The organism is Psychrobacter raelei (genome assembly GCF_022631235.3).
GTDB lineage: Bacteria > Pseudomonadota > Gammaproteobacteria > Pseudomonadales > Moraxellaceae > Psychrobacter > Psychrobacter raelei.
Map to the genome: position 1 here is coordinate 635,792 of NZ_CP093310.2, position 20,457 is coordinate 656,248.

Here is a 20,457-nt window from a genome sequence, read left to right on the forward strand (position 1 = left end):
TATGACGACTAATACAACAACTGTCTATAAGAACAAGCTGAAACGCACTATCAAGACAGGTATGCACGCGCTACAGCTTGATGATGCAACGTACAGAGATATGCTGGCTAACGTAAGCCTGCGTGTCAGTGGCAGTGCTAAGCGTAGCATCAAAAATATGACGCTTGCCGAGCTTAACGCTGTCATTGATGAGATGCGCGGTAAAGGCTTTGAGGCCAGACGTGGTAAGTATAGCGGTCAAAAAGACAACTCCGTACGCAATAAAGATGAGCAAAAGCTTGGCGGACAAAGCCCGATGCTTGGCAAAATCCAAGCACTGTGGATCACGATGCACCAGCAGGGCTTTGTGAAAGACGGTAGTGACAATGCGTTAAATGCCTTTGCACGTAAGCTATTTAACAAACAGCGCAAGCAGGATGATAAGCCGCTGATTATTAACTTGCGGGGCGCTGATGATAGAGAGCTGTGGCGACTGATTGAGACGCTGAAGAGCTGGCAGCAACGTGAAGAAGCCAAATTGCGACATCAAAACTTAAAAGACAAAAAGTAAGGGGTTAATCATGGCGGATATAAAAAAAGATGAAAAAAGTGCGGCTGGTATGTCACTTGATGTGTTTGGTGTATCCGCCCCTGAATTAATCAAAGACTTGGCGGGCACTGTTGCTCATGTTGGCGTTAAACATTACGGTCTTACACCTGTTATAGCAAACAAATTAGGGGTGGATGTTGCGTTGGCATTTGCTGAACAGGCAGGCGGTACTCAAGTTTATATTCCTATTACTTTGAGCGTAAAAATCAGTAATAGAGATCTAGAGATGTACAAGAAGTTTGACGGCAGCAACCACAACCAGCTGGCCAAAGAGTTCGGCTGTAGTGTGGCTTGGGTGTATACGGTGCTTAAGCGTGTCCGTAAACAGATGCAAGATAAAAATCAACCTAACCTGTTTTAAATCAGCTTTAAGCGTGATTAAAACAGTATTAAAAGAGGATAAGACGATGGAAAACAAAACTGTACCACTATCAGATGTGCGACTTACAGGTGTACCACTTGGCAGAGAAACAATAAGACCAGCTAAGCCACAAAAAACAATACAAGATTGGTTGCTTGAAGACAATCAGCGCAATGAGTTCAAGCGTGATGTTGAACAGATGAAACGTGATGTAGACGCAGCGATTTTTATGCTACGCATTAGCGGCGGTTTGCTGTCATTGGTGTTCATCATGCAGATGCTTTTGTGGTTTGCTGGTTAGAACAATTAAAAAAATCAAACAATCGTAAGGAGTAAGAACGTGACTAATCAAGAAAAACAAATAAATGTACCTGAAGGCTTTATGGTCAACGAAAAAGGCTACCATGTACCTATCGACAAAATAAAGCCTATCGACAAGCTGCGTGATGAGCAAGTTAGGCAGATGATTAAGGATGCTAAGCACTTACGCGGTGTGATGCAGGATATTAAGGCTTCCCTATTTTCTGATTTTAGAGACTTTCTTGATATTTCTGCTGCTGAATATGACACTGAGTATGGCGGCAAAAAAGGCAATGTTAGTCTGCCTAGCTTTGATGGTAAATACAAAGTGCAGATTGCCATTCAAGATCATATTGTGTTTGATGAGCGCTTGCAGATAGCCCAAAACCTCATCCATGAGTGCATTGAAGAATGGGGTGCAAGCAGTGCCAAAGAAATTATGACACTGGTTAACGATGCCTTCCAAGTGGATAAAGAAGGTAAAGTTAGCACTCAGCGCGTGCTTGGCTTACGCCGTCACAACTTTGAGCATCCAAAGTGGGAGAAAGCCATGGAGGCCATTGCAGATGCGATGCAAGTCACCAGTAGCACTGAATACATGCGTTTTTATGAGCGTGATGACAAAGGCAAGTATCAGCAAATAGCTCTCGATTTTAGCAAGGTATAGGAGGTCAATGATGGCTAAAACTATGAGTGCTTTGGTCGCTGATGTTCAACGAGCTGAGAAACGTTTGGTTAAACATGTGGAACCTCTTAATAAACGTTTAAACGCTTTAAATATGCATGTTTATTGGGATGGGGATTTTAAAGAGTGGTTTATTAATCGTTTTGCTGCTGATGATAGAGGTGGTATCAGCTTTTGACTTAACGAACGTAAGCTCAAAAAGCTAATGGCAATGAATGATACAGACCTTCGTGCATATTGTGAAAATTGGGGGTAGAAATGAAAATTAGCAAAATGCGTAAAGTGTTTCCTTTCTATGAACAACATGGAAACTTGGTTTATATTGGCGGTGTGCAACGTAAACTAAGACCAGATGAAGAAAATTTGCTTTTTCGAGTCTTGCTTAGTCGAAAACTAAATAGGCTTGGTAAACAACTTGGTGAAGCAGCAAAAGCAATGAGCCTAGCAGGAATAGGTAACCGCCGTCAGTCGGATACTGAACAATCAAACTAAACTAAGGAATAAGACAATGATCAAACAAGATTTAATCAACAAAATGGCAGATGGAGCAGGTATTAATAAGAAGCAGGCACACGCTGCACTACAAGCCTTTGAACATGGCGTAACAGAAGCATTGGCAAATGGTGATAATGTTCAAATGGTTGGCTTTGGTACCTTTAGCACTGCCAAGCGTAAAGCGCGCCCAGGTCGTAACCCTAAAACTGGCGAACCTTTACAGATCCCTGCAAAGACAGTTGTCAGATTTAAAGCTGGTAAGGGATTGGATGAAGCGGTTAACTGATAATCTCTTTTAATCAGTAAACCAGTTTAATAACCTTACAGCTATGCACTAGATAAACTCTAACTAATACACATTAGTTAGAGTTTTTTTATGCCTAAAAAAATCACCCTTGAACAAATCCGAGAGTCTGCCAAAGGCTTGGGCGTTGAAACAGCCGTATTGTTAGCCGTGCGTGATGTTGAGTGTCCTGAAAGCGGATTTAATGCTGATGGCTCACCTGTCATCTTATTTGAGCCGCATGTGTTTTGGCGCGAGCTTGGCAAGGTCTATTACTACACCAAGCGCAAGCAAATGCGTGACCTATTCCCTGATATCTGCTATCCATCTTGGCGCAAATCTGCCTATAACGTACGCCCTTCACACCAAAAGCTATATGTTGCATCCGTGCTGCATTGGGATGCTGCTCATGCGTCCTGCTCTTGGGGTTTGGGTCAAGTGATGGGTAATAACTGGAAGGACTTGGGCTATGCATCGCTTAAAGAATTTGTGGATGCCATGCATGAGTCTGAGGCTAAGCAGTTAGATGCGATGTGCCGATTTATCAAAGCAAATAACCTCGTTGATGAGCTACAACGTCATGACTGGGCGGGCTTTGCACGAGGGTATAACGGTAGCGGGTATCGTAAAAACAAATACGATGAAAAGCTTGAGGCTGCATACAACAAGCATAAGCACACTAAATAAAGGGCATTAAAATGGATAGACAAGACAGTATTATATTTCCGATTATCCGTTATTCACTTATCGGCCTTGGTACTAACTTGGTGCAAAGCGGTGTGCTCAATGCAGAACAGCTGGAAACAGCAGTCGGGGCATTGATTACATTGGGTGCAACGGCGTGGTTAGTCTTTAACAAAACATATAGACACAAAAAGTGATTGACTATGGATAACGTCGATATTGCACAACGACAGCAAGATATTATGCTGGCACACCAATTAGCTAAAGCAAAGGCGCAAATACAGCCACTAACAGCCCATAATCAAACCAGTGACGGTGACTATGAGTGTATTGACTGCGGTGAGCTTGTAGAGCTACCACGAGTGAAGCTTGGGCTGACTTTACGCTGTATTGGTTGCCAGAAAGTCTATGAAAAAAAAGGATAGCTGGTGCGACAAATCTTTGAATACATTACAGCTCATTGGGCAGTGTTTTTGACACTATGCGGCACAATCAGCTCTATTATCTATCTGATATTAGACGCACGCTATGCACGCAAAATAGAGATAAAAAAAGGTCTGGACTACCTACAGCTAAAATTTGACGAAGTAGAAAATCGCGTCGATAAAGTTGAGCAGGATCTTCAGCATTTGCCAAGCGCCAAAGATGTTGTGGCACTGCAAGTGGCAATTAAAGAAATGAGAGGCGAAACCTATGCACTGCGTTCAAGCATAAAGGGGTTGTCTCGATTGGTTGATCTATTAGTAGAAAAAGAAGTAAACAAAGGGGATAAATAGCGTGACAAATTTAATCATAGCAGATCAACGGCTTGCGTTATTGCAGTCTTTAGTTGCTTGTAACAACGATGCGAATCAAAACATCCTGCAAACCTGCCTTGCTCAGTACGGCCATAATATCAGCATGGATTTGGTACGTAATCACATGCTGTGGCTTGAGGAGCAAGGTCTGGTTAAGAATAATCATCTTGATATCACTGGTACTGACTTGCTGGTGGCAACAATCACCCAGCGCGGCCTTGATGTGACCAACGGTGTCAGCGTCGTTGATGGTGTAAAAAAGCCTAATCCACGCTATTAGGGATAGCTATGACTGACAAAACACGAGGACGTGCAAGCAAAGTGGATCTACTCCCAAGCGACATCAAAAGCCAGCTGACCATGATGCTACGTGATAAGAAACTATCACAAGCAAAAATCTTAGCTGAAATTAATCAGCTTATCTTAGATGCTGGGCTTGATGAAGAGCACTGCTTAAGCCGAAGTGGGCTTAATCGCTTTAGCACTCGCATGGAGCAGATGTCAGCCCGTATCCGTGAAAGCCGTGAAATGGCAGAGATCTGGACCAAGCAGTTTGGTGAAGCGCCGCAAAGCGACGTGGGAAAAATGCTGATGGAGTTTATTAAGCAGCTGGCATTTGAAACCACAATGACCGTTGGTGAAAGTGAAGACGGCGTTGATATCAAGGCGCTTAATCAGTTAGCCCTTGTGGTGCAGCGTGTTGAGCAAGCTGAAACCAGTAGCTTTAAGCGTGAGCAAGCGATACGTAAAGAGATTGCGACACTTGCTGCTGATACCGCCGAGCAAGCTGTATCAGAAGCTGGATTGTCTGCTGATACGGTCAAAATGATTAAACATCAAATCCTTGGTATCGCTAATGACTAATGCCGTTACAGAGCGCCCACTGAATCAGCTATCTAATGAGTGTCAAAACTTCTTAGATAGCTTTAGTGGGTTTAATAAAAATGATGTACTGCTCGGCTATCAAAAGCGATGGATAGCCGATGACAGTCAAATCAAGGTGGGTGAAAAATCCCGCCGTATTGGTCTAACCTGGGCGGAAGCTGCGGACAACGCCCTTGATGCTAGTATGAGCCGTACAGCGGGCGGTTGTGATACGTTTTATATCGGCTCAAACAAAGAGATGGCACGCGAGTATATCGATGCTGTCGCTATGTGGGCCAAGGCTTACGGTTATGCTGCAAGTGAAACACAGGAAGATGTGTTTAATGATGAAGACAAAGACATCCAGGTCTTTGTGATCTATTTTGCTTCTGGCTTTAAGGTCAAAGCCCTGTCATCCAGTCCCAAAAATCTGCGTGGTATGCAAGGTAATGTGGTTATTGATGAAGCGGCATTCCACGATAGATTTGCTGAAGTGTTAAAAGCTGCAATGGCCCTTACTATGTGGGGCAGTAAAGTCCGCATTATTTCAACACACAATGGCGATGACAGCCCCTTTAATGAATACATTAAAGACTGCCGGTCTGGTAAAAAGCGCGGCTCTGTGCACACCATTACCATTGAAGATGCGTGTAATGATGGCCTGTATCAGCGTATTTGTCAGGTACTGGGTAAATGCCAGGTCACTGGTGGTGAGTATACGGCTGAAGGTGAACGCCAGTGGATACAAAACCTGCTTAATGACACAGAAAGCGAGGAAGATGCTCAAGAAGAGTATATGTGTGTGCCCAAGCATGGCTCTGGTAACTGGTTAACCCGTGCCATGATTGAAAAGAACATGGATAAAGACACGCCTGTTATTAGCCTTATTAAAACAGATGACTTTAGCTTGGTTGATGAGCATATCAGACGTAGTGAAATACACGACTGGTGTGAAGAGCATTTAAAGCCACTTTTAGACGGCTTAAACCCTAATTTAAAACACTATGTTGGAGAGGATTTTGCACGTAGTAGTAACCTTACGTCAGTAAGTGTTGGCGCTGAGCAACACAATCTAGATTTAGAAGTCCAGTTTATTGTTGAGCTTGGCAAGATGCCGTATAAGCAACAAGAACAAATCATCGTTGATTATATATTGAAGCAATTGCCTAACTTTGCTGGTGGTGCGTTTGATGCGCGTGGTAATGGTGGCTTCTTGGCTGAAGCGGCGGCGGATATGTTTGGCAGATGGGATGAAAAAGAGCAAACGGGCTTGATTGATGAGGTGAGCTTTAGTGACCCGTGGTATCGAAACAACACCCCACCTTTAAAGTCAGCGTTAGAAGACGGCACATTTAAGAAGATACCTAAAACAGACAGAGTATTGGCAGACTTGCGAGCATTTAGAGTGGTCAAGGGTATACCAAAGATACCGACTGCAACGGCTAGTGAGGATAGGCAAGGCATTAAGCGACATGCTGATACCGCTATATCACTATTACTGCTACGTCATGCCCAGTTTACTATTGAAGCCAAGGTACGTGAATACGGCTACGAGAGTGTTAAAAGCGACACTATCTATCAAGATGACGATGCCACAGAATTTTATGGATTTAAACGAGGCGTACTGTGAAAGAAATAGACCCAAAAAGCCAAGCAGGCAAAAAAGTATTAGAGCAGGAAATTGCCGCCGCATCTATGACGGGTGTACGCCGTGCGTGGAATGATGACAGCATTGCAAAAGGGTTAAATCCTGTCAAGCTGGCCAATGTACTGACAGATGCTAACCAAGGTGATATATACGACTACCTAACGCTCGCTGAAGAAATGGAAGAGCGTGAGCCGCATTACGGCAGCGTAATTCGTACTCGTAAATTGGCAATTGAGGGGCTGGATAGACACGTTGAGCCTGGCAGTGATGATGAGCTGGGCCAAAAGATTGCTGATGACATCAACAACTTAGTACAAAGCGCTGAATTTGATGACCTGATTAGCGCTTTGGTGGATGGTCTTGGTAAAGGATTTGCCGCATGTGAGGTAATGTGGCAAAACTTTAAGCCAACTACTTACAAATGGCGTGACCCTCGTTACTTTACTTATGCTGCTGATGACGCGTATACATTACGGTTACGCAATGAAGATGGTACGGCTGGACAGCATCTGCCCGCTTATAAGTTTGTAGTACACCAGCCCAAGCTAAAAGCGGGTGTACCTATTCGTGGCGGTTTAGCACGTATGGCTGCACTTAGTTATATGTGTAAGACGTATGCCCTAACAGATTGGATGGCGTTTTGTGAAGTGTTTGGTATGCCCATCCGTGTGGGTAAATATGGCAATGGTGCGTCTGACACTGATAAGACAATCTTAAAGCGTGCTGTGGCAAACATAGGTACAGATGCGGCGGCCATTATCCCGGAGTCTATGCAGCTGGAGTTTATCCAAGCGGCAACCTCAACAGGCGGTGAAAGTCTGTTTGAGAACTTGGCAAACTGGCTGGATAAGCAAATCAGTAAAGCCGTGCTTGGTCAGACGATGACCGCTGATGATGGCAGTAGCAATGCTCAAAGCCAAGTGCATAATGAAGTACGGTTGGACTTGCTAAAAGCTGATGCCAAGCAATTGGCTGCTACGATTAACCAGCAACTGATTAAGCCGTACATTGATTTTAACTATGGCGTACAAGAGGTCTATCCAAAGTTTGTCCTGCACGTACCAGAGCCTGAAGATATTGCAGGTCTAGTGAGTGGTCTTGCTCAGCTGATACCGCTTGGGCTTAAAGTGCCACAGAACTTTGTACGTGACAAACTTGGCATTCCTGATCCACAAGAGGATGAGGAGTTATTAGGAGTACCAACGGCTCAAAATACTAATAATTTTGAACTGAATAGAAAATACGCTGAATGGGTTGCAAACGGTTATCGTGATCCAAGTGTTGCAAGCATGCACAGTGATCACCCAAAAACCAAAGATGCTGTCATTGATGTATTAAAAGAACTCAATGGTAAGCAAGACCATGTCACTGATGATACCGACGATGACTTAGACGACTTTATCAATATGACTGAGCAATCTATTCAAGATTTGGTGACACAGCTACAAAGCGCTAATAGCTTTGATGAGATGCTAACTCTGCTTAATGATGCCCAATTAAACACCAGTGATATTACCGATGCGCTAGCATTAGCAGGCATCAAGGCGTTTGCTGATGGGGTTAAGTAATGGCAGATAAACCTTTAGATGATAAACCCAAAGTTATCCCTCATGAAGCCATTGCTTATATTAAAAGTAAAAAGCTGGCAACCAGCTACAACTGGTCAGAGATATATGCACAACAGCATGCTTCTAAGTTCACAGTCGCTAAGATTATGGAGATGGATGTATTAGAGAATATCCATCAATCTGTGATTGATGCTGTGGCTGAGGGTCAAAGCTTTCACAGTTTTAAAAAGGGTATTCTAGCCAGACTTGGTGAGTCTGGATGGGGTAACTTTGAGCAAGAAGATGAAGTAACGGGCGAAAAGATAACCCGATTATCCAACAGACGCTTGCGTAAAGTCTATGCAGTTAATAAGACTCAGTCTTATCACACAGGCTCTTGGCATCGATTTGAGTCTAATAAAGCCACGCACCCGTACTTACGCTATCGACTTGGGCCAAGTCGTGAGCATAGGCTAGATCATAAAGGGTTTGAAAACTTGGTACTGCCTGTTGACGACCCCTTCTGGCAGACGCATATGCCCATGAACGGCTGGGGATGCAAATGCTGGGTGCAAAGCATCACAGCAGATAAAGCGGAGAAACTAGGCATTAGTAAAAGTCCTAGGGTTGAAGTGCATGACTGGGTGAACAAATCGACTGGGCGTATTCATAAAGTGCCCAAGGGTATTGATCCAGGTTTTGAATATAATGTCGGTAAGCATCATGAGCATAAAGCGCTTGAGATGGTGACAGATAAGCTGTCAAAAGTGGTGACGCAAAACCCAAGCTTAGCCAATGCCACCATGACAGCCTTGCTTAATGATGCTGCTCAAAAGGCTATGATTGATAAAGTAGTACGTGACATGGTGACTGATATTGCGGAAAACAAGCGTGCTTATGGTAATACGCTGGCAGTTGGCACTATTAAAGACGAGGTGGTCGATAAGCTAGAACAGATGGGTAAAGCGCCGCACCATCGAATTATTGCCGTACGAGATGTGGATATATTGCATGGTTTAAGAGACAGTAAGCAGAAATTAGATAAGCATTTAGATATAGAGTTCTGGCAAAACTTACCAATCGAGCTACAAAACCCTACCGCAATCTTATTACAGAGTAAAGAGCAACAACGGCAAAATAATGCGCTTGATACATTAGTGTTTGTTTACGCTCAACAAAATGGAAAGCTACTCATTAAAGTTGATTATGCTGTCAAAACAAAAGACAACAATGGCAAGAAAAAACAAGTTTTATTGAATTTGGTGAAAACAGGGTCGGCGTTATCTAAGGATGAGCTATCTACTTTAAAGGCGTTTGAACTACTGTGGGGAGAGTTATAGGAAAAGATGGCGTTTTTATGTTGGGTTGGATTTGAACCAACGTCACTTGCTAACCTATTTTTGTAATACCGCCATCATAATACTACAAAACCACAGTTAACAATCCCTTCTACCTGAATTGGGCTCTACAACATAAAAACTAACTAATATTATACGGCAAACCCCACTCCTATCAAGTAAAAATCAGTAAACCACTTTAATAACCGCATCCCCGTCATATTGCTACTCTAAGCAATATGAAAACACCTATACATACCACGCTTAACAATACCAATCAAAGTGACGTTATCACGGCACTTTGCCGTAGCTTGCCATCTGATACTAATGCAGAAAGCGGACTATGGTTACCCCTGATACCGATTGGTGCATTCGCTGGCCGAGATGGGCGTAGCTGGAATAACAGCGACCCTGAAGCGGTCATTAACAACACCATCCTGCCGTTTATCTTAGACATTGATCATGCCAGTGAAACTACGCCAAACACTGAAGCCAGTGGCTGGATTACCAAGCTTAAGATTGAGAACAACCATATCTTAGGTTTGTTTGAGCTCAATGCACGTGGCAAAGAAGTCATAGAAGATAAGCGTTATAAATTCTACTCTCCCGCATTTAACATCACTAAAGATGGCGTGGTACATGCGCTAGCCAGTGTCGGCTTGACCAATAAGCCGAACTTAAATGTGCCTGCCCTAAATAATGCAACCACCACCCCAAACTCAAACCAAAAGGACACTCCTATGGACCCTGAATTATTAAAAGCCCTTGGCTTAGCCGCTGATGCTGATAAGTCAGCAGTGCTTGAAGCTATCAAAGCACTAAAAGCTGCCAAAAAAGCGCCTGATTTAAATAGCTTTGTGCCGCAAGCCACCCACACTCAAGTTGTTACCGAGCTTAATACTACTAAACAGCAACTGGCAGACATGCAGGCTGCAAAGCATAAAGAAGCGGTAGAGACAGCTATTAACACGGCTATTGCAGATAAAAAGATTGCACCAGCTGATAAAGAGTTTTACACCAGCTGCTGCTCAACTGAACAGGGCTTAGCAGATTTTAATAAGTTTGTTGAAACCAAGGCGCCCATTATTGGTGACAGCAATCTGCCAAGCACGTCACCCAAAGAAGATAAAAGCACAGAGTTAAACAGTGAGCAACAAGAAGTGCTGGCTCAAATGGGTGTGACTGTAGATTAAGCAACACCTGCTTTAAACACTTTATTAATCAGTAACTTTCTTCAAGTAAATCATAAAACAAAAGGAACAAGCCCATGGCTTTAGTTAATGCTGCAACGCTATCAGCACTGAATACGGCGATTAAAAAGACCTTCCAAAGAGGTCTTGATAGCGTTGAACCTGAATACACTCAAATCGCAACTGTCGTACCATCCAGTACCGCGAGCAACACATACGGATGGCTTGGTGAGATGCCAGACATGCGTGAATGGATTGGCGAACGTGTACTAAATGATATCAAAACGCACGGCTACACCATTGTTAATAAGCTGTATGAATCAACGATTGCGGTCAAACGTACTGATATTGAAGATGATAATTTGGGTACATTAACCCCGATAGTTGAAGCGAATGGCAAACGTGCTCGTCAACATCCCGACAAACTGGTGTTTGGTGCATTAAAAAATGGTCACAATCAATTGTGTTATGACGGTCAAAACTTCTTTGATACCGATCACCCTGTGTATGAAAACCACGATGGCACAGGTGAGGTAACGACTGTCTCTAATCTTGATTATGACCCTGCTGGTACTGATCCATCTTGGTACTTGCTAGATACCAACAATATTATCAAGCCAATCATCTTCCAGAAGCGTAAAGACGTTGAGCTGACGAGTATGACCAAGCTTGATGATGAGTCTGTGTTCATGCTTGATATCTTCCGCTGGGGTGCTCGTGCTCGCCACAATGTGGGCTATGGCTTCTGGCAGATGGCATATATGTCAAATAAACCATTAACCTCTGACAATCTAAACGCTGCCATTGCACACATGCAATCACAAAAGGCAGATGGTGGCCGTGAGCTAGATATTAAGCCTACTTTGCTAGTTGTACCGCCAGAACTACGAGCTAAAGCTTTAGAGCTTGTAAAAGCTGAACGTTTAGCAAATGGTCAGACCAACATCAACAAAGATGTGGTTGATGTGCTAGTCACTCAGCGAGTGTAACCAATCGTTTAATGTAATGCTTTAACATCAAGCTGGGCTAAATGCCCAGCCCCTAACCAATAACAGAGTTTTATAAAATAAAGGATATAACCATGACTAACAAAGTTTTAGTATCAGTGATGGCGGCTGGTTGCCTGAGTCGATTTCGTAACGGCATGCAATTCACAAAGACGGCTAAAGAGATTGAAGTTACGCAAAACGAGCTGGCAACGCTTGAAGCCGATAGCTATCTTAAAGTTAAAGTGCTCTCCGATGATACTGCTGATATCCAAAATGCAAGCGGTTCATTGGGCGATGATGCAGATGTTGCAGCAAATGCAGGTGCTGATACAGCTCAAAGCGATGATGCAGATACAAATGCTGCTGAAAGTGCTGATGTATCAGAGAAGCCTGATGAGCGTCTAGTTGTTATCACTGAAGCCATACGCGGCTTAAATCTTGATATGACTGCTGATAAGCCGACCGTTAAAGAGCTTAAAGACGCTGGTCTTGATGTGAGCGCAAAAGAACGTGATGACGCTTGGGATGTGCTTGTCGCTGAGCATACTGAGAGTATCCCAGAATGAGTTATGCCGCTGTCACAGATCTAGAGTTGCGTTTGGGTACGCAGACAGTTATTGAGCTGACCAATCCCAAGCGCCGTGCTGACAGCATTAATACGCCAGTTGCAGACGCAGCCATTGCTGATGCGACTGGCATCATTGATAGCTATATCGGTCAGCGTGTGAGCTTGCCGCTTGATATCGTCCCTGCCTTGATTAAGACGCTCGCTATTGATTTGGCTGTGTACTATCTAAAGGTCAAGCTTGGCAATACGGGCAATACGGATAATGCTACTACCAAACTATACGATGATGCCATTAAGCATCTTGAGCGATTTGCTAAGGGTGATACCAGCTTAGGTTTGCATATTGTTGAAGATAATGCCGATGATGATGTCAATCAAGGCAGTGATCATGCAGATATTAGCAGTGAGCCACGGCAGTTTACTCGTAATAAAATGGGGCGGTTGACTTAGTATAGAAGTATTAAAGGGTAAGGCTATGTATTCATCTGATGAACAAGAAAGTGCTCAGCAAGCGATACAAGACTTCAATAAAGTCATTCGTCCTATTATTGCTAATCTAAATTTAGAGAATGAAAGAAAAGGCTATGCAAAAGCTTTGTTCATATTAGCTTGTCATGAGCTAGAAGATGCGACTGGTGATAACTTCGAATTTACCATTGATTTTATAACTAGTGGCGCCAAAAGTTATTTCAAAGATCATGCTTCTAAAGCGCCCTCTAAGCCGTTTTAACATTAAAAAGCGGTCATAGCACCATAATTAAGTTTTGAACAAATTTAAAAAGGGTTTAAACACATTTAAAAAGGGTTTGATGTGAGTACAGCGATAACATGGAACGGGATGGATGAATGTCGAGCGCTTTTTGCACGATTGCGTGAGCAGACTGATGATTTAAGACCCATCCTAAACGCTATTGGTAACGAGCTGACTGAAAGCGCCAAGACGCGTATCGCTGATGAAAAACAATCACCCGATGGTACGCCGTGGCCAGGTTATGTCAAACCTGACTATGCTGCATTAAAGAGATCAGGCATTAAACGTAAAAATTTAGCGCCTGGTGTTAATGATTGGGTGCTCATGCCGTCTGGAGGCGGCTTGCTGGAGCATTCGGGCAACTTATTACAGTCGATTACCTATAACGTAGGTCGTAATGAGGTGAATATTGGCTCTAATGAAGAATATGCCAGGCGCCATCAAAAAGGTGGCGGCGGTATACCAGCCAGACCTTATCTAGGTGTTAGTAGTGATGATGCCAATGCTATCAATAAACTTATCAGAGATGCTTTAGATGCAAATTAGACAACAAATCGCCCAGCGTATCAATGACTATGACCAAGCGCATGAGCAATTATTTATTGAAGTAGCCGACTCTGGCCAGCTTGATGAGGTGCTAAGAAACCGCAGCACAACAGAGGCATGTTATGTCATCAAGCTTGAAACACAGGCACACAGCCAAAGCGACTATTATCAAGCAGTCACTGAACGCTATCAAGTCATCACTATTTGCAGTAACTACACGGATAGCTACGGTGCTGCCGTTGGAGAGCGTGCCGAGGCTATGCAGCAGGCAGTGTTTAAAGCATTAAGTGGTTATGTTTGCACCGATATTAATAATAATAATACTGATCCGCTCAAGTTTGTGACTGGGGGCTTGGTGGATTTAAAAGACAGCTTACACGTATGGTCTGACATATACGAGCTGGGTTACACACAACAAATTAATCAGCAAGATATTTAATGGCACAAGGAGTAAACCATGCCAAATGTTGCATTAAGTCGTAAATTTAGAAAAAAGCTACTGTTATGGGGTGTCGGTGATCTCGCCACCAGTGAGCTGACGCCTGTTGAAACCACCGATGTTGCTATTAGCTTTGAGGGTGACACCGTTGAGCAAGCAAAAGATGGCGAAAACTGGGGCGCTAACAAACGGTTTCGTACAACCGACAAAGTAAAAATTACAGGCAAGGTTGCTTTTGCAAGTAGCGGTACCGCTGGTACTGCCCCTGCGTATCGTGATTTATTCTTAATGGCGGGTCACTCTGAAACAGTCGATGTAGATAAGGTGACGTATACGCCTGAAACAACAGACACCAATCATGGCACCGTGGCATTTTTGTTAGATGGTCAGTTTCATATTGGCAAAAAAGCCCAAGCTGAAATCAAGCTATCAGTAAATAGCGGTGAAATTGGCTATTGGGAGTTTGAAATCTCTATGGTGGGCGGCACTGTGCCAATCGAGAAGCCAAGCGACTTAAATACAATCGTTGAAGGTTATAAGACACCCAAAGCGGTTAACTTCGCCAATACACCCATATTTAAACTGGGCAACAAAGATTATGCAATGAATACGTTTAGCCACACGACAGGTAACGAAGTCACCAGCTTGGATATGGTTAACCATCAATCTGCAATGATTAGTAATCGTATCCCTGTGTTATCTATCACCGTTGGTGCGCCGCAGCTTAGCGAGATCAACTTATATCAAAAAGCCTGGGACGGTGAAGAGATGCCGTTAGTGCTTGAGCACGGCACCACGGCTGGTAATAAAATCAAACTGGACTATCCAGCGGTTGCACCTGATATCCCTAGTGCGACAGATATGGATGGCGCACTGGGCTATGAGATTGAATGTAATGTCATGCAATCTGGCAGTACACCACCATATACCATCGTATTTAGTTAACTCAATCTACTCTAACCTAGCAGTTAACCCGTTTAACTGCTTTAAACCCACTTTAAAACCACTTAAATTAGGAAGAAAATCATGTTTAAACTGAGTGATGTCGCCGACACTTATCCTTGGACAGTAACCGTTAAGATGCCATATAACGGCAGTTATAAAAAGACAACTGTAAAAGTAGATTTCAACCGTTTGCCGCATGATGAGCGTATGCGTCTGATGGAGCGTATCCAAACAACACAAGATGTTGAAAGCGTAGAAGAAGTTGAAAACGATTTCTTTGATAAAGTCTTTGTCGGTTGGCAAGCCGGTCAAGTAAAAGATGAAAATGGCGATGATCTAGAAGTCAATGATGATACTAAACGACAGCTGCTGACTATCTCAGAGTTTCGTCAGGCGGTTATTGATGGTTATTTTGATAGTGTGGCTGGCGATAAGTTAAAGCAAAAAAACTCCATGCGCTAGGTAGTCATGTGGCTTGTCAACGACAAGCCTATCAAGACTATTTAGCGGAGCAACAGGCCCTTGATGATGCATTTGCAGAGTTTGGCGTAGCAACCGAGCAAGAAGAGTTTGAGTTTGAAGTCATGACGATATGGCGTGAGTTTGAGCCTATTCTGCCATTATTTGACTACATTGTATTACAGCGCAACAGCTTTAACGGTCATGTCATAGGGATCGATTGGATTGCAGTAGATATATTATTACGTCGTGAGGATGTCACTGTAACACCAGAGGACTTTGCAAACTTTAGATCTGCAACCGACGGCTATGTAAATAGCATTAATGAGTACTTATCAAACAGATCTTCGTCTTAAACAGTAAACAGCTTTAATAATACTTAGAAGGCCCAGTGTTTATCTTAAACACTGGGCTTTTTGTATTTATATTAAAGGATAAGTAAATGGCTGAAGAGCTAAAGTTTGGGCTGGTCATATCTGCTGATGGTACAGCAGCAATACGGACACTTGATGACCTGGAAGATGGACTGAATGATGTTGATGATACGTCGGCACGTGCTGGGCGAAGTGCGAGCAATACATTTGATAGATTGCGGCAACGAGCAGGCAGTTTTGGTAATACATTAGCAAATGTTGCCAAAAAGGTCACTATGTTTGGTGGTGTTGTTGGTACATTGGGTACAGCATTAAGTCTAAGCTCATTGACAGAGACCCAACGTCAATTTGACATCCTCAACTCTCAGCTCATAACGGCGACAGGTGGCACAAAAGAGGCCGCGGCCGCTTTTGATGAGTTGACTAAATTCGCATCAACAACACCTTATGCGTTAGAGCAATCTGTACGAGGATTTACCCAGCTCAAAAACTTGGGCTTAGATCCCAGTATGCGTAGTATGCGTAGCTACGGGAACTTTGCGGCAGCTATGGGCAAAGATTTGAACCAGATGATTGAGGCAGTTGCTGATGCCTCTACATTTGAGTTTGAGCGATTAAAAGAGTTTGGTATTAAATCGAGTCAGGAAGGTGACAAAGTATCGTTTACTTTTCAGGGTGTCACCACAACTGTTGCCAAAAACTCTAAGGCGATTCAGGAATATTTATTAGCTATTGGTGAGACCAAGTTTGGTGATGCAATGGCTAACCGAGCTAAGACGCTGGACGGCGCACTTAGCAATTTGGGTGATAACTTCAATAGTTTAAAACTAGCGATAGTGCAGTCTGGTATTGGCGATGTCATACAAGACATTGTTATCAGAGCGTCTGACGGTCTAGCAAGAATGACAGATGCGTTAAGAGCACCTGAAAATGCTGAAAAAATGAAAAGCGCTATAACATCTGTAGGTGGTGCTTTTAATCAACTTCAAGGCTTTGTAGCTCAAACTGGTGACGTTGTGGGTCATGTCATGGATGTATTGGGCAGACCCGAAAATATCGAAAGAATGCATAGTGCATTAGAGATATTAGGTGAAGGTTTTAATCGCTTAAAAGACTACGCATCACAGACAGGTGATGTCATCAATCAAGTAACCGACTTCTTTGCTGCTCATCAAGAGATTATTATCCCACTGGCTAGCGGTATTGGTGCAGCTGCTGGTGCGTTTTTATTGTTTAATGGTGCAGTGGCCGCTTGGGTGGCAATCGGCACAGCAGCAACCGCCGTCACCACTGCATTTGGTATCGCTGTCGGTGTTGCGACCAGTCCTGTCACGCTGATATTAGGTGCAATCGCTGGGTTGGTAGCCGTTGGTGTGCTGCTCTATCGCAACTGGGATACGATCAAAGACAAGGCAACTGAGGTATTTAACTCATTGCCAGGGCCAGTCCAAGAAGCCTTTAGAAATATCAAGTCTGTATTTACAGGTATTAAAGACTGGGCAGGCAAAGCTTTTGATTTTCTTGCACCGTACGTCAAAGCGACGATGGATGTTGTATCCGCGTTGTTCACAGCACATTGGGCTACTATCAAAGGTATTTTTAGCACCTCATTTGATGTCATAAAAGGTGTTGTTAGTACAGGTTTTAATGTCATAAAAGCGGTATTTAGTGCGGGTATAAATATCATTGCTACCGTTTTTAATACAGGATTTGAACTGGTTAAAAACACGGTTAAAACAACTTTTGATGCTATCAAAGCACTAGCAAGTGGGGGTATAAAAGGCTTTGCTAACATCATTAGTAATGGCCTTAAAAACACCGTTAGTATTGTTACAGGTGGTGTTGGCAATATTATCGATGCATTTGGCACCCTTGCACAAAAGCTGTTTAGCATCGGCGTGGATGCTGTGCAAGGTCTCATTAATGGGGTAAAAAACAAAATCAGCGGTGCGATTGATGTTGCTCGCAATTTAGCCAGCAGTGTCAGTGATACAGTTAAAAGCTTCTTTATTATTCGGTCGCCTTCAAGACTATTTAAACAGTATGGTGGATATTTATCTGAAGGTCTAGCCATTGGCATTAAGGATAAGCAAAACGAAGCTGTGCAGGCTGCGTTGCAACTGGCTCAAAATATCAGCAATTCCATGAATAGTATTAAAAAAGATATTGCGCTATTTGGCAATGACAGTGAGTTAGCTAGCTTTGACTATGACCGTCAGCATGGGGTTTATGCGGGTATTAAAGACAGCGTATTAAACAGCTATCGTCAATTGATTAAAGCCAAAGAAGACTTGATTGCTCAAGACAAGCGACAAAAAGAGCTGGCTCAAGCTCAAAAAGCTGAAGCTGATATTGTTAACAACTTCACTAATCAACAGCGATCATCGTTAGAGCAATACAGCTTCGAAACATCATTGATTGGTAAGCAAGCTGATGAAGTTCAGCGGTTACGCTTTGAACATGCACTGATGGCTGAGCAAAAAAGAGCACTAAAAGATGTGACTGGTGATAATCAAGAAGCTATTAAAAAAGAAACTGCTGAAATCTTAGAGCAGTATAACTTAGCCTCTAAATTAAGAGCTGAAAAGCAAAACGAACAAAAGCTTGATGAATTTTTAGGACGTCAGCAAATAAACCTTGAATACTACGCTTTTGAGACCTCGCTTATAGGTAAACAAGCGGATGAGGTTGAGCGCTTGCGCTTTGAGCGTAGCTTGTTAAACCAAGCGGAACAAGCAGGTATTACTTTATCAGACCAGGCAAAACAAAAAATCATTGAACAGCGTGATGAATTGATTGAACTACGTAAGCAACAGCAAGCATTGCAAGATAATAATTGGGTTGTTGGGTTGCAGTCAGGCTTTCAAAGCTTATCTGATGGCGCTAAAAGCTTGAATGAAACTATGCAGCAGGCCACTACTGGCGCCTTTAACAAAATGAGTGATAGCTTCACAAGCTTTGTGGCTAATGGCAAAGGTAGCTTTAAAGACTTAGCTTCCTCAATCTTGCAAGACATTGGTAAGATGCTGACTCAGTGGACACTTTTTAAAGCCCTAAGTGGTATAGGCGGTGCGATTGGTGGTAACTTTGGTTCGTTTTTGCAAACGACATTTCAGGCGAAAGGTGGCGGTTGGAGTAATGGGGTTCAATTCTATGCAAACGGCGATATCTTTAATAAACCGACTGCATTCCGTCATGCTGGCGGGCTTGGCGTCATGGGTGAAGCAGGCCCTGAAGCAGTCATGCCGCTAACGCGCGGCCCTAACGGCAAGCTTGGTGTGCAGGTTTATGGCAATAAGCAGAATAATCAATCCGCTGGTGTGGTGAACCAAGTTAAAATTGATATACATATTAACAATGACGGTGCTAATACTGATGTGCAAACAACCACGCAAGATGGCAAGCAACTGGCTGAGTCATTAAAAGCAGTCGTGCTGCAAACATTACAAAATGAGATGAGACCAGGCGGTATGATAGCCCCTGCTTAAATGTTTTGCAGTGATTAGTAATAACAAGGTATGATTAAAGTTTATTTAAACGAGTATAGATGAGACTGAGTGATGATTAAGAAGATATTAATTGGTTTGGTTGGGTTCATAGTGGTAATGCTAATCATTGGACTTATCGCAGGTGAAGACACTACAGAAAGCACAGATACAACGGCTACAGAAACGTCTGGAGTAGCAACTGAGCAGGTATCAGTCGAGCCAGAGCAAACACCAGACGTGACACCAGAAGAAGTACCCCCCGTTGAAGACACAACAAATGAAACACCATCTACTAAAGTAGAAAAAGAAGTTACAGTGACTGAAGCCATAGAGCCAAAAGAGCCAAAATCAGATGACGGCAAATTGACTGACGCAAAAAAAGCCGAAATAATTGAGTATTTTAAAGGTGATGACGAGCCTAATGTGCTTGATGTATTATTCCCCTATAGCACTCTGAAGCTGGGTATGCACAACGACGGTAGTAATCGTGATGGTTATGCAGAGTATGCATGTCAGGTACTACAATCAGATTTTGGGATCAAAGAAACAGTTACTGTAACTATTATTGATATTGATAAGCTGGTTAGTACAGATAAATGGGAAACTATTGGAAAAGCAAGCTGTAACTACTAAATAGCCACTAGAACACAACTTTTTAAACCCCCTTTAACCAACCGTTAAAGGGGGTTTTTAATGCCTAAAAATCAGTAAATCACTTTAATAACCTCTTAAGTCATGCCCTGCTAATCTAAGTAACATGAAAACATTTACTTATGACATTGGCATACAAGCAACAGGTAGCACAGACAATGATGTCGTGATTGTGCAATTTGGTGACGGCTATGCCCAGCGCCAGTCGAAAGGGCTTGCACCACGACTTGAACATTGGCAAGCAAGTAAAGTCGGCAGTAAAGCAACCATTGATGAAGTCAAAGCCTTCCTTGACGCACATACTGTAACGCCTTTTTTGTGGCGGGTTACCAGTGATGAGCCACTACGTAAGTACATAGCTAAAGATATATCTCGCAGTCCACAGGGCGGCGCTAAATGGACACTTAGCTGGACAATGCAGCAAGTGTTGGCATAACGCCAACCAAACCTACAAATCGGAGCAAATT

General features: G+C 43.1%; 29 protein-coding genes. All 29 read left to right on the forward strand.

All coding sequences use genetic code 11. The features are described 5' to 3' along the window. Position 1 precedes the first annotated feature (1 nt). The 29 genes from MN210_RS02675 to MN210_RS02815 all read left to right on the forward strand — a co-directional run bounded on the left by MN210_RS02675 (position 2) and on the right by MN210_RS02815 (position 20,426). Positions 2-550 (forward strand): regulatory protein GemA, encoded by a 549-nt coding sequence (locus MN210_RS02675; RefSeq protein WP_241879113.1) that lies wholly within the window; start codon positions 2-4, stop codon positions 548-550. Between the two features lie 10 nt (positions 551-560). Beyond that, entirely contained in the window at positions 561-950 is a 390-nt protein-coding gene (locus MN210_RS02680) for a Mor transcription activator family protein (RefSeq protein ID WP_241879114.1), read from the forward strand. Positions 951-996: 46 nt separating this feature from the next. Next, positions 997-1,251 carry a hypothetical protein gene (locus tag MN210_RS02685; RefSeq protein ID WP_241879115.1) on the forward strand — a complete coding sequence of 85 codons (255 nt, stop codon included), beginning with the start codon at positions 997-999 and terminating at the stop codon, positions 1,249-1,251. Positions 1,252-1,290: 39 nt separating this feature from the next. Then, entirely contained in the window at positions 1,291-1,917 is a 627-nt protein-coding gene (locus MN210_RS02690; RefSeq protein WP_241879116.1) for a DUF3164 family protein, read from the forward strand. 7 nt (positions 1,918-1,924) lie between these two features. Continuing rightward, the gene (locus MN210_RS02695; protein ID WP_241879117.1) at positions 1,925-2,113 is read left to right on the forward strand and encodes a hypothetical protein; all 189 of its coding nucleotides are present in this window, start codon (positions 1,925-1,927) and stop codon (positions 2,111-2,113) included. Positions 2,114-2,193: 80 nt separating this feature from the next. Further along, positions 2,194-2,427: a hypothetical protein gene (locus MN210_RS02700; RefSeq protein ID WP_241879118.1), complete on the forward strand. Its 234-nt coding sequence runs from the start codon at positions 2,194-2,196 to the stop codon at positions 2,425-2,427. A gap of 16 nt (positions 2,428-2,443) precedes the next feature. Continuing rightward, positions 2,444-2,716 carry an HU family DNA-binding protein gene (locus MN210_RS02705; protein ID WP_241879119.1) on the forward strand — a complete coding sequence of 91 codons (273 nt, stop codon included), beginning with the start codon at positions 2,444-2,446 and terminating at the stop codon, positions 2,714-2,716. Between the two features lie 90 nt (positions 2,717-2,806). Next, entirely contained in the window at positions 2,807-3,400 is a 594-nt protein-coding gene (locus MN210_RS02710) for an N-acetylmuramidase family protein (protein WP_338412501.1), read from the forward strand. An 11-nt stretch (positions 3,401-3,411) separates the two neighbouring features. Next, a complete protein-coding gene (locus MN210_RS02715; RefSeq protein WP_241879121.1) occupies positions 3,412-3,594 on the forward strand; it encodes a Pam3-gp28 family putative phage holin in 183 nt (60 codons plus the stop codon). 6 nt (positions 3,595-3,600) lie between these two features. Continuing rightward, entirely contained in the window at positions 3,601-3,822 is a 222-nt protein-coding gene (locus MN210_RS02720) for a TraR/DksA C4-type zinc finger protein (protein WP_338412502.1), read from the forward strand. 3 nt (positions 3,823-3,825) lie between these two features. Further along, positions 3,826-4,173 carry a DUF2730 family protein gene (locus tag MN210_RS02725; RefSeq protein WP_338412503.1) on the forward strand — a complete coding sequence of 116 codons (348 nt, stop codon included), beginning with the start codon at positions 3,826-3,828 and terminating at the stop codon, positions 4,171-4,173. A gap of 1 nt (position 4,174) precedes the next feature. Continuing rightward, positions 4,175-4,474, forward strand: a complete 300-nt coding sequence (locus MN210_RS02730; protein ID WP_338412504.1) for a VpaChn25_0724 family phage protein — start codon at positions 4,175-4,177, stop codon at positions 4,472-4,474. A gap of 8 nt (positions 4,475-4,482) precedes the next feature. Then, entirely contained in the window at positions 4,483-5,058 is a 576-nt protein-coding gene (locus MN210_RS02735) for a DUF3486 family protein (protein WP_241879125.1), read from the forward strand. Then, positions 5,051-6,688: a terminase large subunit domain-containing protein gene (locus tag MN210_RS02740; RefSeq protein WP_338412505.1), complete on the forward strand. Its 1,638-nt coding sequence runs from the start codon at positions 5,051-5,053 to the stop codon at positions 6,686-6,688. Before MN210_RS02735 ends, MN210_RS02740 begins: the two co-directional genes overlap by 8 nt. Next, positions 6,685-8,274, forward strand: coding sequence for a DUF935 domain-containing protein (locus MN210_RS02745; protein WP_241879127.1), 1,590 nt, complete (start codon positions 6,685-6,687; stop codon positions 8,272-8,274). Before MN210_RS02740 ends, MN210_RS02745 begins: the two co-directional genes overlap by 4 nt. Continuing rightward, positions 8,274-9,593 (forward strand): phage head morphogenesis protein, encoded by a 1,320-nt coding sequence (locus MN210_RS02750; protein ID WP_338412506.1) that lies wholly within the window; start codon positions 8,274-8,276, stop codon positions 9,591-9,593. Before MN210_RS02745 ends, MN210_RS02750 begins: the two co-directional genes overlap by 1 nt. A 236-nt stretch (positions 9,594-9,829) precedes the next feature. Continuing rightward, positions 9,830-10,783, forward strand: a complete 954-nt coding sequence (locus tag MN210_RS02755; RefSeq protein ID WP_241879130.1) for a phage protease — start codon at positions 9,830-9,832, stop codon at positions 10,781-10,783. 74 nt (positions 10,784-10,857) lie between these two features. After that, positions 10,858-11,769, forward strand: coding sequence for a Mu-like prophage major head subunit gpT family protein (locus MN210_RS02760; RefSeq protein WP_241879131.1), 912 nt, complete (start codon positions 10,858-10,860; stop codon positions 11,767-11,769). Between the two features lie 92 nt (positions 11,770-11,861). Next, positions 11,862-12,335 carry a hypothetical protein gene (locus MN210_RS02765; protein ID WP_241879132.1) on the forward strand — a complete coding sequence of 158 codons (474 nt, stop codon included), beginning with the start codon at positions 11,862-11,864 and terminating at the stop codon, positions 12,333-12,335. After that, positions 12,332-12,787: a gp436 family protein gene (locus MN210_RS02770; RefSeq protein WP_241879133.1), complete on the forward strand. Its 456-nt coding sequence runs from the start codon at positions 12,332-12,334 to the stop codon at positions 12,785-12,787. The genes MN210_RS02765 and MN210_RS02770 overlap by 4 nt, the downstream gene beginning before the upstream one ends. Positions 12,788-12,812: 25 nt before the next feature. Further along, positions 12,813-13,067 carry a hypothetical protein gene (locus tag MN210_RS02775; protein ID WP_241879134.1) on the forward strand — a complete coding sequence of 85 codons (255 nt, stop codon included), beginning with the start codon at positions 12,813-12,815 and terminating at the stop codon, positions 13,065-13,067. Positions 13,068-13,148: 81 nt separating this feature from the next. Next, the gene (locus tag MN210_RS02780) at positions 13,149-13,634 is read left to right on the forward strand and encodes a phage virion morphogenesis protein (RefSeq protein WP_241879135.1); all 486 of its coding nucleotides are present in this window, start codon (positions 13,149-13,151) and stop codon (positions 13,632-13,634) included. Then, a complete protein-coding gene (locus MN210_RS02785) occupies positions 13,624-14,073 on the forward strand; it encodes a phage tail terminator protein (protein ID WP_241879136.1) in 450 nt (149 codons plus the stop codon). The genes MN210_RS02780 and MN210_RS02785 overlap by 11 nt, the downstream gene beginning before the upstream one ends. Before the next feature lie 18 nt (positions 14,074-14,091). Next, complete coding sequence (locus MN210_RS02790; protein WP_338412507.1) at positions 14,092-15,018, forward strand: hypothetical protein; 927 nt, start codon at positions 14,092-14,094, stop codon at positions 15,016-15,018. An 81-nt stretch (positions 15,019-15,099) separates the two neighbouring features. Continuing rightward, positions 15,100-15,480: a hypothetical protein gene (locus MN210_RS02795; RefSeq protein WP_338412508.1), complete on the forward strand. Its 381-nt coding sequence runs from the start codon at positions 15,100-15,102 to the stop codon at positions 15,478-15,480. Positions 15,481-15,488: 8 nt separating this feature from the next. Then, positions 15,489-15,833 (forward strand): hypothetical protein, encoded by a 345-nt coding sequence (locus MN210_RS02800; RefSeq protein ID WP_241879139.1) that lies wholly within the window; start codon positions 15,489-15,491, stop codon positions 15,831-15,833. Positions 15,834-15,919: 86 nt separating this feature from the next. Further along, positions 15,920-19,339 (forward strand): phage tail tape measure C-terminal domain-containing protein, encoded by a 3,420-nt coding sequence (locus tag MN210_RS02805; protein WP_338412509.1) that lies wholly within the window; start codon positions 15,920-15,922, stop codon positions 19,337-19,339. A gap of 72 nt (positions 19,340-19,411) precedes the next feature. Further along, positions 19,412-19,972 carry a hypothetical protein gene (locus MN210_RS02810; protein ID WP_338412510.1) on the forward strand — a complete coding sequence of 187 codons (561 nt, stop codon included), beginning with the start codon at positions 19,412-19,414 and terminating at the stop codon, positions 19,970-19,972. A gap of 124 nt (positions 19,973-20,096) precedes the next feature. After that, positions 20,097-20,426 carry a phage tail protein gene (locus MN210_RS02815; protein ID WP_241879144.1) on the forward strand — a complete coding sequence of 110 codons (330 nt, stop codon included), beginning with the start codon at positions 20,097-20,099 and terminating at the stop codon, positions 20,424-20,426. Positions 20,427-20,457: the final 31 nt, after the last annotated feature.

What these genes read in the sequence shown, in the direction of transcription:
- MN210_RS02760 (WP_241879131.1), top strand. Translation starts at nt 10,858, where the DNA reads ATGGCTTTAGTTAATGCTGCAACGCTATCAGCACTGAATACGGCGATT.
- MN210_RS02710 (WP_338412501.1), top strand. Translation starts at nt 2,807, where the DNA reads ATGCCTAAAAAAATCACCCTTGAACAAATCCGAGAGTCTGCCAAAGGC.
- MN210_RS02795 (WP_338412508.1), top strand. Translation starts at nt 15,100, where the DNA reads ATGTTTAAACTGAGTGATGTCGCCGACACTTATCCTTGGACAGTAACC.
- MN210_RS02750 (WP_338412506.1), top strand. Translation starts at nt 8,274, where the DNA reads ATGGCAGATAAACCTTTAGATGATAAACCCAAAGTTATCCCTCATGAA.
- MN210_RS02700 (WP_241879118.1), top strand. Translation starts at nt 2,194, where the DNA reads ATGAAAATTAGCAAAATGCGTAAAGTGTTTCCTTTCTATGAACAACAT.
- MN210_RS02695 (WP_241879117.1), top strand. Translation starts at nt 1,925, where the DNA reads ATGATGGCTAAAACTATGAGTGCTTTGGTCGCTGATGTTCAACGAGCT.
- MN210_RS02810 (WP_338412510.1), top strand. Translation starts at nt 19,412, where the DNA reads ATGATTAAGAAGATATTAATTGGTTTGGTTGGGTTCATAGTGGTAATG.
- MN210_RS02685 (WP_241879115.1), top strand. Translation starts at nt 997, where the DNA reads ATGGAAAACAAAACTGTACCACTATCAGATGTGCGACTTACAGGTGTA.
- MN210_RS02770 (WP_241879133.1), top strand. Translation starts at nt 12,332, where the DNA reads ATGAGTTATGCCGCTGTCACAGATCTAGAGTTGCGTTTGGGTACGCAG.
- MN210_RS02715 (WP_241879121.1), top strand. Translation starts at nt 3,412, where the DNA reads ATGGATAGACAAGACAGTATTATATTTCCGATTATCCGTTATTCACTT.
- MN210_RS02675 (WP_241879113.1), top strand. Translation starts at nt 2, where the DNA reads ATGACGACTAATACAACAACTGTCTATAAGAACAAGCTGAAACGCACT.
- MN210_RS02705 (WP_241879119.1), top strand. Translation starts at nt 2,444, where the DNA reads ATGATCAAACAAGATTTAATCAACAAAATGGCAGATGGAGCAGGTATT.
- MN210_RS02765 (WP_241879132.1), top strand. Translation starts at nt 11,862, where the DNA reads ATGACTAACAAAGTTTTAGTATCAGTGATGGCGGCTGGTTGCCTGAGT.
- MN210_RS02790 (WP_338412507.1), top strand. Translation starts at nt 14,092, where the DNA reads ATGCCAAATGTTGCATTAAGTCGTAAATTTAGAAAAAAGCTACTGTTA.
- MN210_RS02785 (WP_241879136.1), top strand. Translation starts at nt 13,624, where the DNA reads ATGCAAATTAGACAACAAATCGCCCAGCGTATCAATGACTATGACCAA.
- MN210_RS02735 (WP_241879125.1), top strand. Translation starts at nt 4,483, where the DNA reads ATGACTGACAAAACACGAGGACGTGCAAGCAAAGTGGATCTACTCCCA.
- MN210_RS02720 (WP_338412502.1), top strand. Translation starts at nt 3,601, where the DNA reads ATGGATAACGTCGATATTGCACAACGACAGCAAGATATTATGCTGGCA.
- MN210_RS02775 (WP_241879134.1), top strand. Translation starts at nt 12,813, where the DNA reads ATGTATTCATCTGATGAACAAGAAAGTGCTCAGCAAGCGATACAAGAC.
- MN210_RS02680 (WP_241879114.1), top strand. Translation starts at nt 561, where the DNA reads ATGGCGGATATAAAAAAAGATGAAAAAAGTGCGGCTGGTATGTCACTT.
- MN210_RS02815 (WP_241879144.1), top strand. Translation starts at nt 20,097, where the DNA reads ATGAAAACATTTACTTATGACATTGGCATACAAGCAACAGGTAGCACA.
- MN210_RS02740 (WP_338412505.1), top strand. Translation starts at nt 5,051, where the DNA reads ATGACTAATGCCGTTACAGAGCGCCCACTGAATCAGCTATCTAATGAG.
- MN210_RS02805 (WP_338412509.1), top strand. Translation starts at nt 15,920, where the DNA reads ATGGCTGAAGAGCTAAAGTTTGGGCTGGTCATATCTGCTGATGGTACA.
- MN210_RS02755 (WP_241879130.1), top strand. Translation starts at nt 9,830, where the DNA reads ATGAAAACACCTATACATACCACGCTTAACAATACCAATCAAAGTGAC.